14 protein-coding genes are annotated in these 12,210 nt (G+C 53.1%); 4 read left to right on the top strand and 10 right to left on the bottom strand.

What is annotated here, in order from left to right; all coding sequences use genetic code 11:
* Positions 1 to 334: 334 nt before the first annotated feature.
* On the bottom strand, positions 335 to 664 hold the full coding sequence (locus tag WJU16_RS06160) for an RNA-binding protein (protein ID WP_341837451.1): 330 nt from the start codon (positions 662 to 664) through the stop codon (positions 335 to 337).
* A 248-nt stretch (positions 665 to 912) separates the two neighbouring features.
* Here WJU16_RS06160 and WJU16_RS06155 point away from each other — a divergent pair, with 248 nt between their 5' ends.
* Complete coding sequence (locus WJU16_RS06155) at positions 913 to 1,632, top strand: hypothetical protein (protein ID WP_341837450.1); 720 nt, start codon at positions 913 to 915, stop codon at positions 1,630 to 1,632.
* A gap of 3 nt (positions 1,633 to 1,635) precedes the next feature.
* Here WJU16_RS06155 and WJU16_RS06150 read toward each other — a convergent pair whose 3' ends face one another.
* The 9 genes from WJU16_RS06150 to murC form a co-directional block, all read right to left on the bottom strand.
* Positions 1,636 to 2,262 carry a DUF4230 domain-containing protein gene (locus tag WJU16_RS06150; RefSeq protein WP_341837449.1) on the bottom strand — a complete coding sequence of 209 codons (627 nt, stop codon included), beginning with the start codon at positions 2,260 to 2,262 and terminating at the stop codon, positions 1,636 to 1,638.
* The gene (locus tag WJU16_RS06145) at positions 2,259 to 2,726 is read right to left on the bottom strand and encodes a GNAT family N-acetyltransferase (RefSeq protein WP_341837448.1); all 468 of its coding nucleotides are present in this window, start codon (positions 2,724 to 2,726) and stop codon (positions 2,259 to 2,261) included. Before WJU16_RS06145 ends, WJU16_RS06150 begins: the two co-directional genes overlap by 4 nt.
* Positions 2,727 to 2,813: 87 nt before the next feature.
* Complete coding sequence (locus tag WJU16_RS06140; RefSeq protein WP_341837447.1) at positions 2,814 to 3,461, bottom strand: DUF6597 domain-containing transcriptional factor; 648 nt, start codon at positions 3,459 to 3,461, stop codon at positions 2,814 to 2,816.
* Positions 3,462 to 3,665: 204 nt separating this feature from the next.
* Positions 3,666 to 3,935, bottom strand: a complete 270-nt coding sequence (locus WJU16_RS06135; RefSeq protein WP_341837446.1) for a prolyl oligopeptidase family serine peptidase — start codon at positions 3,933 to 3,935, stop codon at positions 3,666 to 3,668.
* Between the two features lie 2 nt (positions 3,936 to 3,937).
* Positions 3,938 to 6,505: a prolyl oligopeptidase family serine peptidase gene (locus WJU16_RS06130; RefSeq protein WP_341837445.1), complete on the bottom strand. Its 2,568-nt coding sequence runs from the start codon at positions 6,503 to 6,505 to the stop codon at positions 3,938 to 3,940.
* A gap of 95 nt (positions 6,506 to 6,600) precedes the next feature.
* Entirely contained in the window at positions 6,601 to 7,485 is an 885-nt protein-coding gene (locus WJU16_RS06125) for a DMT family transporter (protein WP_341837444.1), read from the bottom strand.
* Between the two features lie 9 nt (positions 7,486 to 7,494).
* Positions 7,495 to 8,223: a polyprenol monophosphomannose synthase gene (locus tag WJU16_RS06120; RefSeq protein ID WP_341837443.1), complete on the bottom strand. Its 729-nt coding sequence runs from the start codon at positions 8,221 to 8,223 to the stop codon at positions 7,495 to 7,497.
* 70 nt (positions 8,224 to 8,293) lie between these two features.
* A complete protein-coding gene (locus tag WJU16_RS06115) occupies positions 8,294 to 9,070 on the bottom strand; it encodes a 3'-5' exonuclease (RefSeq protein ID WP_341837442.1) in 777 nt (258 codons plus the stop codon).
* Between the two features lie 2 nt (positions 9,071 to 9,072).
* A complete protein-coding gene (murC, locus tag WJU16_RS06110; protein ID WP_341837441.1) occupies positions 9,073 to 10,446 on the bottom strand; it encodes a Mur ligase family protein in 1,374 nt (457 codons plus the stop codon).
* Between the two features lie 333 nt (positions 10,447 to 10,779).
* Here murC and ytxJ point away from each other — a divergent pair, with 333 nt between their 5' ends.
* The 3 genes from ytxJ to aroQ all read left to right on the top strand — a co-directional run bounded on the left by ytxJ (position 10,780) and on the right by aroQ (position 12,190).
* Entirely contained in the window at positions 10,780 to 11,103 is a 324-nt protein-coding gene (ytxJ, locus tag WJU16_RS06105; RefSeq protein ID WP_341837440.1) for a bacillithiol system redox-active protein YtxJ, read from the top strand.
* An 81-nt stretch (positions 11,104 to 11,184) separates the two neighbouring features.
* Positions 11,185 to 11,745 carry a UbiX family flavin prenyltransferase gene (locus tag WJU16_RS06100; protein ID WP_341837439.1) on the top strand — a complete coding sequence of 187 codons (561 nt, stop codon included), beginning with the start codon at positions 11,185 to 11,187 and terminating at the stop codon, positions 11,743 to 11,745.
* A 25-nt stretch (positions 11,746 to 11,770) separates the two neighbouring features.
* Entirely contained in the window at positions 11,771 to 12,190 is a 420-nt protein-coding gene (gene aroQ, locus WJU16_RS06095; protein ID WP_341837438.1) for a type II 3-dehydroquinate dehydratase, read from the top strand.
* Positions 12,191 to 12,210 lie beyond the last annotated feature (20 nt).

The following is a 12,210-nucleotide window of genomic DNA, read 5'->3' as shown; positions in this document are numbered from 1 at the left end:
CGGCGCTTCGTTTTCACCCTGTATTATCGAGGCAAATGAGCTTGTTGGAAGTGTGGATGTGAGGAATATCTACATATTGTAATCGATTACACGCCAGTTTTAAAAATAGCATTTCAGAAGGGAGATTAAGTCGCTGTAGGACTTAATCCATGGGTTGCCGGAGGGTATTGTAATGATGCAGCGGCGCATCGATTTGCGCTGTTTTTTGGATTGGGGTGGAGGTAAGCGAGGTGATCGGAAACCTTTTCCGGTGTGTGCGTTTAGGAATAAACGCAAAAAAAGGCTTCCCGCCAGGGAAGCCTTATATAGGATCGATAAGAAACTAATCTGCCTATTAATAACGACGATCGCGTCCGCCGCCGCCGTATCCGCCACCGCCACCAGGACGATTGTTGCGGAAACCGCCACCACCATTGGAGGGCTGTTTCGGACGAGCTTCGTTGACCATCAGTTGTTTGCCTTCTACTTCACTACCGTTCAGACGCTCCATTGCCAAGGTGCCTTCTTCTTGATTCGGCATCTCAACAAAACCAAAACCACGTGAACGACCGGTTTCGTGATCCTTAATGATTTTAGCAGAGGTAACTTGCCCGAATTCGCTAAAGATTTGGTGAAGGTCCTCATCGTTCAACCTGTAGTGGAGGTTGGCTACGTAGATGTTCATGATAAAAAAATTAAAAAATGAAAAATAATACTGAATGAAGATAAGGAATTAACTCAATATTCTGTTCGGCATACCTTGAAATAATTTTCAGGTTTCCCTTTTGGGTAGGTGGGTGAAAAATAGCTACTTGTATTGGTAAGATATTGAAATGATTACGTATTAATAAATAATTATTGGTAATTGGGCGCGCAAAACGCATACAAGAAAAAATCCGTAAATTCAGGTAGACGAATAAATTATCCAGGGCTATGAAAGTATTGAGCGAGACGTGGTTTGCCGACGGCTATATCGATTTTGAGTTGAAGAAATACACTTTACTGGCTTATTTGCAGGAAATCAACCATTGCTTCCGGGAGAACAAATTATACCCCCAGTTAAGCGATCTCATCTATCATTACAACAACCTCGTTTCGTTCCGGGATACTAAAAAATTCCTGCAACAACAGTTCCCAAAACGGATCACTGCCGTTAACCTGCAGCGGCTGCAAATTCTCTACGAACAAATCGCGGCCGACGATGAACTGATGGAAGAACTGGAGTACATCATCCAGTTTTCCCTCCCCGAAATGAACGGCGCCATCCAGGGCGGAACGGAGATCTACGAATTCGTGGAAGACCAGCTCAACATTACACCCGTCGGCATCGTTCCGCTCGACAGCCAGGAGGGCTACATGCTGCTCTGCGACGGGCATGCCGCCGACACACGCGTCTATCAATACCGGCTAACGATCTTCGAACGGCACGACGAAAAGTTCCGGGGTATCCACACCCAATTCATCAGCACCTACATCCGCAGCCTGGCCAACACGCAGCAAAGCATTAAATCCGACCTCATCCGCAACTTCCGGGAATTGCCTAACCCTGCTGTATACACGGTAGAAACCGGCCTGGTTTTTCCGGTTGAGGAAACGTTGTTACCCATCGCCAAACGCTTGCTGGTAAAGTATATCACGCAGTACGCCGCGTGATGTCTATTCCAGTCCCGGTCCCTGTAAAGAAGTGTCGTTTCCCGTGAATTCCACTTTCACTTCGTATCCCAAAGGCGTGTAATAGTTGCGCAAAATGGCGATGATCTTGTTCATGCACTGCTTCTGGTTCATCACATTTTCCTCCATCTGTGAGCGTTCGGTATCATAGAGTTTTTTCTGCACTTCGGTGTAGGTTTCATCGTCCGAAAACGTGAACCAGCCTTTGCGGGACGAAGTTTCCATCCGGTTCATCCGCAATTCGAAGCTCAGCAGTTTCGGTTGCGGCAGCTTTATGAATACGGTCGTATCTTTCACGGTGAGATGGAAATTGGTACTGTCCGTATCCACGCCGTATTTGGCGATATACGGCACCGATACCCAGGCCGTATTTTCAGCAAATACCCGCTTGAGGTTATCGCTCCATTCCCCGCTGTTGCTGATGTTGCTTTGCTTGAAAGTGGCCGTGCCCTGTACTTCCAGGCTGGCAAGCTCCGCGATCTCACGGATCAGCAGTACATTGTTGACGGCCTTTTCGCTGATGGAACTGCCGCGGTTGCCCGTACAACGCCCCAGCATGAAAATGCCGATGATAAAGAGTATAATGACAGCCCAGGTCAGGATCTTTTTCATGCCTTTTGGTTTTTCATCTCGGAATAGGATGCTCCAATCCTTTTGCTCATGCACCTTTCCGGGTATTCCCACACCGTAAAGCCGTATTGTTCATACAATCCCTGCGCGTCCTGCGTCATGAGCAGCATGCGGCGCAGTTGCTGCAGCCCGGGGTGGGAGAGGATTACCTCCATCAACCACTTCGAAAGCCCCTGCCCGCGGTGTTCCGCCAGCACAAACACGTCTGCCAGGTAACCGAACGTCGCGTAATCGGTCACCACGCGGGCAAACCCAACCTGTTCCCCCGCATGGAACATGCCAAAGCACAACGAATGCTCGATGGACGTTGCCACCAGTGAAGCAGGAATATCCTGCGCCCAGTAACTGTCTACGCTGAGGTAGCGGTGGATAACGGGCAGTTGCAGCGCCTGCTTGTCGGTAGTAATGCGGTAGTTTCCTTTCGTGGCTTCCAATGGCTGTTGCATGATTCCTTTTTTTCGTCTTAAAAATAAAACAAAAACGCCGGATGCATGAGATCCGGCGCATTGTATATTCCGTACAAGTCAAAATCGTTACGCAAACCGTTGTCTGCGCAGAATGCGGTTGTACAATTGAGGGGTGAGGCCGGTCACTTCCATGAACTGGCGCTCGAGTGTATGTCGGCTGGTTTTGAAACGAAGGGCGAGGTCGATCATGGCCACGTTCCCTTTTTGTTCGATTAGGTAATCCACCATTTCATCCACCTGTTTCAGGGACGATTGCTGGTGCGGGATCAGGCTTTCCAGCGCCTGGTCTAGGATATGATGAATTGTATGGATGTCTGCCGCATTCCGGATCGATGCGCTCACTTCCGCCCAGTTGCCTTTGATACGGCTCAGGTCACGGAAATAATTCGTTACCGATTCCATGCTGATGCCCATCAGGCGATGGCTGGCATAAGCGTTCAGCTGTACGACCACCATGCTGAGCGGCCCGGTCACCCGCGCGTTCAGCGCACAGGTAAAAGGCCCTGTCACTGCCGCTTTCGGCAGGTCAAACGCCGCGTGGTCCGCAGGTTTGAAGGCAAGTCCGCCCTGGCGGATAAACACCAGGTACTGTTTGCCGGCCGCAAAAAGTTTTTGTTTGAAAATCTCCGCCGTGGATTGCACGTTTTCCAGCACAATATAGCGCTGTACAAAGGGATGGAGGCTGTCTTTCGGACTAAGGATATAGGTGTTCATAGGACTAATTGCTAGATTGATTCAATCATCCGTAGGTACTTCAACCGATGTAAATATAGACAAATAACTACATGTAAAAGCGTTTTAATTAGATATTTTTCTGTTATCTGTGGAAAGGATTGAAAATCTTCCAGTTAACGAGGCGATAACAAAAAGGCGGCCCGGGAAACGGACCGCCTTTTTACTAAAAGAGGTAAAAAGCGATTATTCAGCGATGTCGAAGCCCCAGTCGCGGCCTTTATCCGTAGCCGGAACGCCCTTCACCAGCCATTTAGGAGCTGGGGCGCCTTTCAGGTAATGGTCGAAGAACTGCTGCTGGCGGATCTGGATGTCTTTTCGGTTCTGGCGCTGCATGAGGTTATGCGCGTCGCCATTGTAATTGAGCATCCAGGTGGGTTTCCCCAGGCGGCGGAGCCCCGTGAACATCTCAATCCCCTGGTACCAGGGCACTGCACCATCTGCATCATTATGCATGATTACCAGGGGGTAGTCACTTTCGGCAAATGGAACAACGGCGAATTCTCGATGTACAGTTCCGGCTTCTCCCACAACGTGGCCCCGATGCGGCTCTGTGTGTGCTCATACTGGAACTGGCGGTTCATCCCGCTTTCCCAGCGGATGCCACCGTAAGCACTCGTCATGTTGGCCACCGGCGCACCCGCCCAGGCTGCCTTGAACAAGGGAGTTGCCGTGACCAGGTAGCATACCTGGTAACCTCCCCAGCTCTGTCCCTGGATGGCCATGTTCGACCGGTCGATCCAAGTGTTTTTCGCCAGCGCCTCGGCGCCGCTGACGATGTAATCGTACGCGCTTTTGCCGGGGCGCCCGTTTTCATAACGGATATCCGGCGCCAACACCACATATCCGCGGCTCACGAAGAACGTAATATTCAGGCGCGAAGGTGTGGGCGCGGGCGGCTGATAGCCATATAAACCGTCGGTCAGTTTTTCGTAGAAGTAAATCAGCACCGGGTACTTTTTTGCGGGGTCGAAGTCCTCGGGCTTGTACAGGATACCCTCGGTTTCCTGGCCGTTGAACGTCGTCCATTTGAACAGTTCCGCCGTGCCCCAGTTGTATTCTTTCTGCTGGGGATTGAGGTGGCTGATGCGTTTGGCGGTCGATAATTCCTCACCGGCGAAAATATCGGGAGACTCCTGGTACGTAGTGCGCTGGTAAAGGATCATGCTCGCGTTTTTCGCTTTTACGGGGGCAATGTAGGCATACGGGCCGCTCACCACTTGTTTCGGCGCGCCTTTATCGAGTAGTCTCACTGTCCAGAAGCCGCCGAACTTGGTGACGTCGCTCTGGCTTTCGAGCAGGAGGGTTTGTTTCGGTGCGTAAAAGCGCTCGTCGGGATTGAGTTTCACGTTGCGCAGCACAGTTTTGTTCGCCCTGCCAAGGCCTTGCGTGATCATTACAGCGGGTTCTTTGCCGGAAGGGTCTACCTGCCAGATATCGTATCGGTCGTTGATGTATACGTATTTGTCGTTTTCCATCCACCCGCTGGTGCCGTAGGGCTGGGGGAAGTCGGGCATGTCCATTTCCTCGTCGGTCAGCTTCACGGGGATGCCCGCGGAAATGATGCGCGTGGAGCCAGTAAGGAAGTCGTAGGAAGAATATTGCCCGTTCATGTTATCGAACCAGATGATGTATTTGCCCGCCGGCGAAATAGCGATCTGCCCGTTCAGGTCCTGTTTGATGGACATGCGGCGGCCGCTCGGGATGTGCACCATCCAGGCGTTCTTGTTGGTTTTGCCGGTCCATTGCAGTGCGATGCGGGAGTGGCTGTCGCTGGTGCCCAGGCCGTATTCGGCATTGCCTTCGTCGCCGAACTGGAACGTTTCCATGGAATCGTCGCTGAGTTGTACCATGCGGTTCTCCGCCGGGAAGTAAACGGCGGTGTAGCTGCGTTTCAGTTCGCGGTCGAGGTTTTTGAGCTGCATGGGTTGCAGGTAGTCGTCGAGGTAATGCCAAACGTCCACTTTCGCTACTTCGAAATCCACGATGGTGGTGTCTTTCGGTTTGGGAATGGGCGCAGTGCCGAAGAAGAGGCGCTGGCCGTTGCGGGAGAATATAAGCCTGCCGTTTTCGGATACGCTCCATGTGTCGCGCATGCCATTGCTGCTGCGGGTGATCGCCAGGCGCGCGGTGTCCATACCGGGGCCATACACTGCCAGGGCGTGAACGGCTACGGGGGCTTTGGCGCTGTCGCGGCTCACCGTCCAGGCGAGTTGTTCGCCTTTGTCATCGAATGCGAACTGTGCAAATTGGCCCTGACCTTTTGAGATATATTTCGATTCGCGTTTGGCGGTGTTCCAGAAGATGATGCCCGGTGTAACCAGACTGTCTTTTTTACCCGGGCTCACCACGGCGGCGAGGGCGTTGCCGGGTTTGGAAATAGTGTAAGATGTGACGTGACGGATAGTATCGAACGCGAGTGTTTTGCCGGTCCGGATGATTACGAGGTCTACCGCGGCGGAAGCGCCTCCTTTCCCGGGTCCGTTATCGTCCGCATCGGCGAAATCTGCCGCTGCGACGGGTTTTGCTGCTGGTTTCTTCGCGGAAGATGTATCCTTCGCGGGTTCCACGAGGTAAGCGATGATGCCGCTGCCTTTTTCGGGCGTTTTGAAGGATTTTACTTTCGCTGAATGCACGAGGGTTTTACCCGTTTCCAGTTCGTAAATAACGAGGGAATCTTTCGGCATCTCGTCGGGCTTCGTTTTTTTAATGCGGGCCTGCCTCGTTTCCTGGAAGCGCGGTTTCACGGTGAATGCCACAAACCGGTTATCATCCGTGATCGTGGGAGCGGTACCGCGTTCGAAGGCGGTTTGCCGGCCGGTCTGGAGATTACGGATGAAGAGGGTGGCGTCGCCTTCCTGGGGCGTTACGGTATAAACGGCCCAGCGCCCGTCGGGGCTGACCAGTTTCACGCCGATGTTTTGCCAGCTGTCGTACACGCTGTGGTCGAGCGGTTTTTTGGATTGCGCCATCTCGCCGGTGCACCATAGGCTGAGGGATACGAGCCACATTGCAGATCGGGTCATAAGCCAGTTCAGTATTTTTTAGTTCGTAAAGTTGGTTAGGATAATCGCAAAATAAGGCATTTCAGATCAAGTTCCCGTCATTTGGTGATAAACGGTCAATGCGCGGGTGCATGCTTCGCCTGGCGTGCTACGCGGAGCATCTGTAGTATTACGGATAGGAGGATGAGCCCGAGCCCGCCGTAAAAGCCGCTGTGCAGCAGCTTGTTTTCATGGAAAATGATGAAAGCCAGGACGATGCTGTATAAGGGTTCGAGGTTGAAGCAGAGGTTGACGGTAAACGCCGATATCTTCTTCAGCGCGTTCATCGACAGCGTGTACATCATCACCGTACAGAACCAGGAAAGGATGAGCAGGTAAATGGCATCGGGCAGGCTGGGGAGAATGTTTTCAACAGGAAAGGCGACCAGGTAGGCCGGCATGAGGAGCGTAAGTCCGAGGAAACCCACGCCCAGTTCGTAAAACGTTATGGTGGCTGTGTCGTATTTCACCACCAGCTGCTTGTTCAGCACGGTAAACAGCGCTGCGAACATGCTGGAGATGACGCCAAGGATGATGCCGGTCCGGTATTGCGTATCGAAATGGAAAATCAGGAGGATGCCCGCCAGGGTGAGCATGCTGAGAAACATCTCCATCTTGTCGAACCGGCGGCGGTTGATCAGCGGGTCGAAAACGGCGGTGAAAAGACTGGTGAGCGAGAAGCAGACGACACCGATGGAAACGTTGGCGTATTTGATACTGCCGTAGAAGAAAATCCAGTGCAGCGCCACGATGCAGCCGACCCCTCCGATCCGCATCACGTCGCGGAGCGGCAGTTTTTTCAGCTTCCCCTGCCAGCGGAAGAGGAAATACATCGTCACGGCGGTGATGAGGAGCCGGTACCAGACCAGCAATCCCTCATTCAGCGTGATCAGTTTGCCGAGGATGCCCGTAAACCCGGCGAGGAATACGGAGAGGTGGAGTTCAATAAACGCTTTCTTCACTGCACTATTTTAGCGGCGCTTTTTCCCGAAGAGGCTATGCCATTGGATCTTCAGCACCCCGAAGATCCCTTCTTTCACAATGCCCTTGCTCATCTTCGAATAGCCTTCTTTACGATCTATAAATGTAATGGGAACTTCCGCGATCCGGAAACCGAGCTTCCAGGCGGTAAATTTCATCTCGATCTGGAAAGCGTAACCCACGAACCGGATGTCGGAAAGATCAATGGTTTCCAGCACCTTGCGGGTGTAGCAAACGAATCCTGCCGTAGCATCCCTCACGGGCATCCAGGTGATGCAGCGCACGTACACGGAAGCGCCGTAGGAGAGCACTGCCCTGTCCCAGGGCCAGTTCTCCGTTTTGCCGCCCGGCACATACCGCGACCCCACCGACACATCGGCCCCGCCGTTGGCGCAGGCGTCATACAAGCGGATAAGATCCTTCGGGTTATGCGAGAAATCGGCGTCCATCTCGAAGATGTATTGGTAGGTACGGGCCAGCGCCCAGCGGAAACCGTGGATATAGGCGGTGCCAAGCCCTTGCTTGCCGCTTCTTTCCTCGATAAATAAGTGATCCGGATATTGCGGCTGCATGCCTTTCACGATCGCGCCCGTGCCATCCGGCGAGCCGTCGTCCACAATTAAGATATGGAACCCCTGTTGCAACGAAAAGACCGTCTCGATCATGCGCGCGATATTGTCTTTTTCGTTGTAAGTGGGTATGATAACTAATTTTTCCAATTAGCTGAATTGATTTAAGGATGGCGAAAATAGATAATATCCTCCGGTTTTTTACCGGACGAACTAACTTTTATGGTTTTTTTAGCATCATGTCGTGGTAAATCTCCGTCAGTTTCTCTTTCGTGTTAAGCGGGAACTCGGCTTTCATCATCCAGTCGTAGTACTGGGGCTCCTGTTTCAGCACATCGCGCACGGGGCGGCCCTTGTACTTGCCGAAGTTGAAAATTTCCGTGCCGTTCTGCCGCACGATCCTGCGGGCGAAATCCACGTATTCGTCTTCCTTGGTGAACTGTGCGAGGGCGTCCACATCCGCTTTCAGCTGCTCGGAGTACCGCACCAGCTGGGCTTCCAGGATCTCGAAAGTAGCCACGGCATCCGCTTCGGCACTGTGCGCGTTGGTCAGGTCTTTGTCGCAGTAAAATTTGTACGCGGCGCTGAGGGTACGCTTTTCCATCAGGTGGAAAATCTTCTGTACGTCCACAAAACGACGGTCTTTTACATCGAATTCCAGGCCCACGCGGAGGAATTCCTCCACCAGCATGGGGATATCGAACCGGTTGGAATTGTACCCGGCGATATCGCAATGCTCCAGGAACTGGCGGAATTCGTTGGCCGCCTGCTTCCAGGTAGGCGCGTCGGCCACGTCTTCGTCCTTAATCCCGTGGATGGCCGTGCTGGCCGACGGGATAGGCATCTGGGGGTTGATCCGCTTTACCTTGCGCTGCACGGAACGGTCCGGCATCACCTTGATGACAGCGATTTCAATGATTCGGTCGGTGGCAACGTTTGTGCCGGTAGTCTCCAGGTCGATCACGGCGAGGGGACGGGTAAGTTGTAAAGCAGACATTATTATGATTGAGGTTTCTGAACCGGTAAATATTTTTTCAATCCCGCCAGGTCGAGCCCTTCGTAATCGCCGGAGCTCATGAGCAGGAGGTTGGTATGGGAATAGGAACGGCCGTCGAGCCATTTTTCCAGGTCGGCGCGGCTGGTGAAAACTTGCAGATCCTTCCGGCCGAAGCCTTCCCGGATCACTGCGGGCTCAAGATACGGCATCCGTTTGATCTCCAGGGCATGCCCGCTGTAGAAAACCGCCGCTTCGTTCGCCGGATCCAGTGCGCCGGCATATTCTTTCATGAATCCCGCGTTCAAACTGCTGTAAGTATGCAATTCCAATACGCCAATAAGTTTGCGCTCCGGGTACTGGTCTTTCAGCGCCTGGATAGTGGCTTTCACCTTGGAAGGCGCGTGGGCGAAGTCGCGGTAAATGGCCGTTTCCTCGTTTTTAGTCACCAGTTCCAGCCTTTTGGCCGCGCCTTTGAAAGAGGCGATGGCCGCCAGGAAGTCGATGTCGCCCACGCCGAGGGCCCGGCACACGAGCAGCGCGGCGTGGATATTCAGGAGGTTATGCCCGCCGAATACCAGCAGATCGGTGGAAGCGTTCCCGAAGCGCACGCGGGTGATCCCGTTGCGGATTACGTGCTCCGGCATGCCGTAGGGCTCCAGCACGAGGTGTTGGCCTTCCTTTTCCACCAGCTGGCGGAGGGTGTCGTCGGTTTCATTATAGATCAGCCTCCCGCCCGGTTCCATCGTCCGGATGAAGATGGCGAACTGTTCCAGGTAGTTTTCGAAGGTGGGGAACACGTTGATATGATCCCAGGCGATCCCGCTCAAAACGGCGATCTGGGGATGCAGAAAATGGAATTTCGGCCGTTTTTCGATGACGGAAGCCGGATATTCATCCGCTTCGCACACAATGAGGGGGGCATTTGTGACGTTAACGGACTGCGCAAAACCTTCGAGCCGGGCGCCCACCAGGTAGTCGAACTGCATCTGGCACTGTTGTAAAACGTGCATGACCATAGCGGTAATGGTCGTTTTACCGTGGCTGCCGCCGATGGCCACGCGGGTTTTGTTGCGGCTTTCCTGGTAAATGTACTCCGGGAAAGAGTAGATAGGTAGCTTCAGTTCCTGGGCGCGCAGCAACTCGGGATTGTCCGCCCGGGCATGCATGCCGAGGATCACGGCATCAAGGTCTGCCGTTACACGGGAGGGGTCCCAGCCCAGGGAATCGGGCAATATGCCCGCCAGGCGGAGGTTGGTACGCGAAGGCTCGAAAATTTCGTCGTCGCTGCCCGTAATCCGGTACCCCTTGTGCTTCAGCGCGATCGCCAACTGGTGCATCACACTGCCGCCTATCGCTATAAAATGTACATTTGCCATAACTTCAGGTTCAATTGCGGTCCCGTTCGTCATCCGTTCCATGCCGCCGGCAACACATAGGATTGTTTTTTTTAATATAATGTATATATTTGCAAAATAACGTCACAAAATACAGATCACAAAGTTCTACAATCCAGGCCTATGAAATTTCGTTCAATTACTAAAACGCAGACTATGAGTTCAGCACGCCGTATATTCGGTATAATTTGTGCGGTGGCAGTAGTAGCCGCCTTGTTTTCTTCCTGTGCTTCCCAGAAGCTGGGTTGCCCGATGAAGATCACGAAAGTGCAGCACGAGCAAAACAAAAATTGTTAGTCATTATCTTTGTAGGATATGTGGACAACCCTGGAAAGTGAAGAACAGCTGGACCAGATCCAGCACCGGTCGTTCGACCACCCTGTGGTCATTTTTAAACACAGCACGCGCTGCCCTACCAGCGGTATGGTCAAATCGCGGCTGGAAAGATCGGTGGCGCCCGAAGGGTGGGAGTTTTATTACCTCGATCTGATCCGTTACCGCCCGGTTTCCAACCGGATCGCGGAAAAGTTCGGTGTGGAGCACGAATCTCCGCAGGTATTGCTCATCCGCAACGGGGAATGTGTGTACGACGAAAGCCATATGTCCATCCGCATGGAGGAACTGACTGAGATGAGCTAAGAAAATATTCACCCATGGCACGGTCGTGTTGAAAAGTGTAAATGCTTTTTAACAGGACCGTGTTTTTTGTAGATTTGCCGTATGAAGCATCGTATAGTTGTGGCGGTTACCGGGGCCAGCGGGTCCATTTACGCCCGGCAGCTCCTGCAAAAGCTGGCCGGGATGAAGGAGCAGATCGACCAGGTGGCCATTGTGATGACCGAGAATGCGAAGACGGTCTGGGAAACCGAGCTGGATGAGAAGGGGTACGAGCAGTTGCCGTTCCCGTTTTTTTCGCAGGGCGATTTCCATGCCCCTTTCGCCAGTGGCAGCGGGCGTTTCGGCACCATGATTATTTGTCCCTGCTCGATGGGCACCCTGGGCCGCATTGCCGGCGGGATCTCCAACGACCTGATCACGCGGGCGGCCGACGTGGTGCTGAAAGAGCGCCGGAAGCTCATCTGCGTGCTGCGCGATACGCCTTACAACCTGGTACACATCCGGAATATGCAGGCGGTGACTGAAGCGGGGGGCATTATTTGCCCGGCAACGCCTTCGTTTTACTCCCGGCCGCAAACGATCGAGGACGTGGCAGCCACGGTGGTGGACCGCGTCATCGACCTGGCGGGGCTCGACCACGATACCTTCCGTTGGGGGGAATAAGTTATAACAATCAGCAATCCATCACATGAAAATAGCCATCATCAACGGCCCCAACCTCAACCTGTTGGGCAAGCGCGAACCGGAAGTTTACGGAAAGATTTCCTTCGAACAGTATTTTGAAACCCTGAAAACCGCGTTCCCGAACGTGGAGCTGACGTATTTCCAAAGCAATGTGGAAGGCGTGCTGATCGACAAATTGCAGGAACTGGGGTTCTCTTACGACGGCATCATCTTCAACGGCGGTGCGTATACCCATTATTCCTACGCCATCCGCGACGCCATCGCAGCCATCAAGACGCCCGTGGTGGAGGTGCATATCAGTAATGTGTACGCGCGGGAAGAGTTCCGGCATAAGTCCATCTCCGGCGGCAACGCGGTAGGGGTGATTACCGGTTTAGGGATGAAAGGGTACGACCTGGCCGTCCGTTTTTTTCTGGAACGTTGAAAGTAGTTGATTTTCTGCAT

Source organism: Chitinophaga pollutisoli, assembly GCF_038396755.1.
Classification (GTDB): domain Bacteria; phylum Bacteroidota; class Bacteroidia; order Chitinophagales; family Chitinophagaceae; genus Chitinophaga; species Chitinophaga pollutisoli.
Note: the sequence above shows the minus strand (reverse complement) of the source record. Positions and strands in the feature narration are given on the sequence as shown.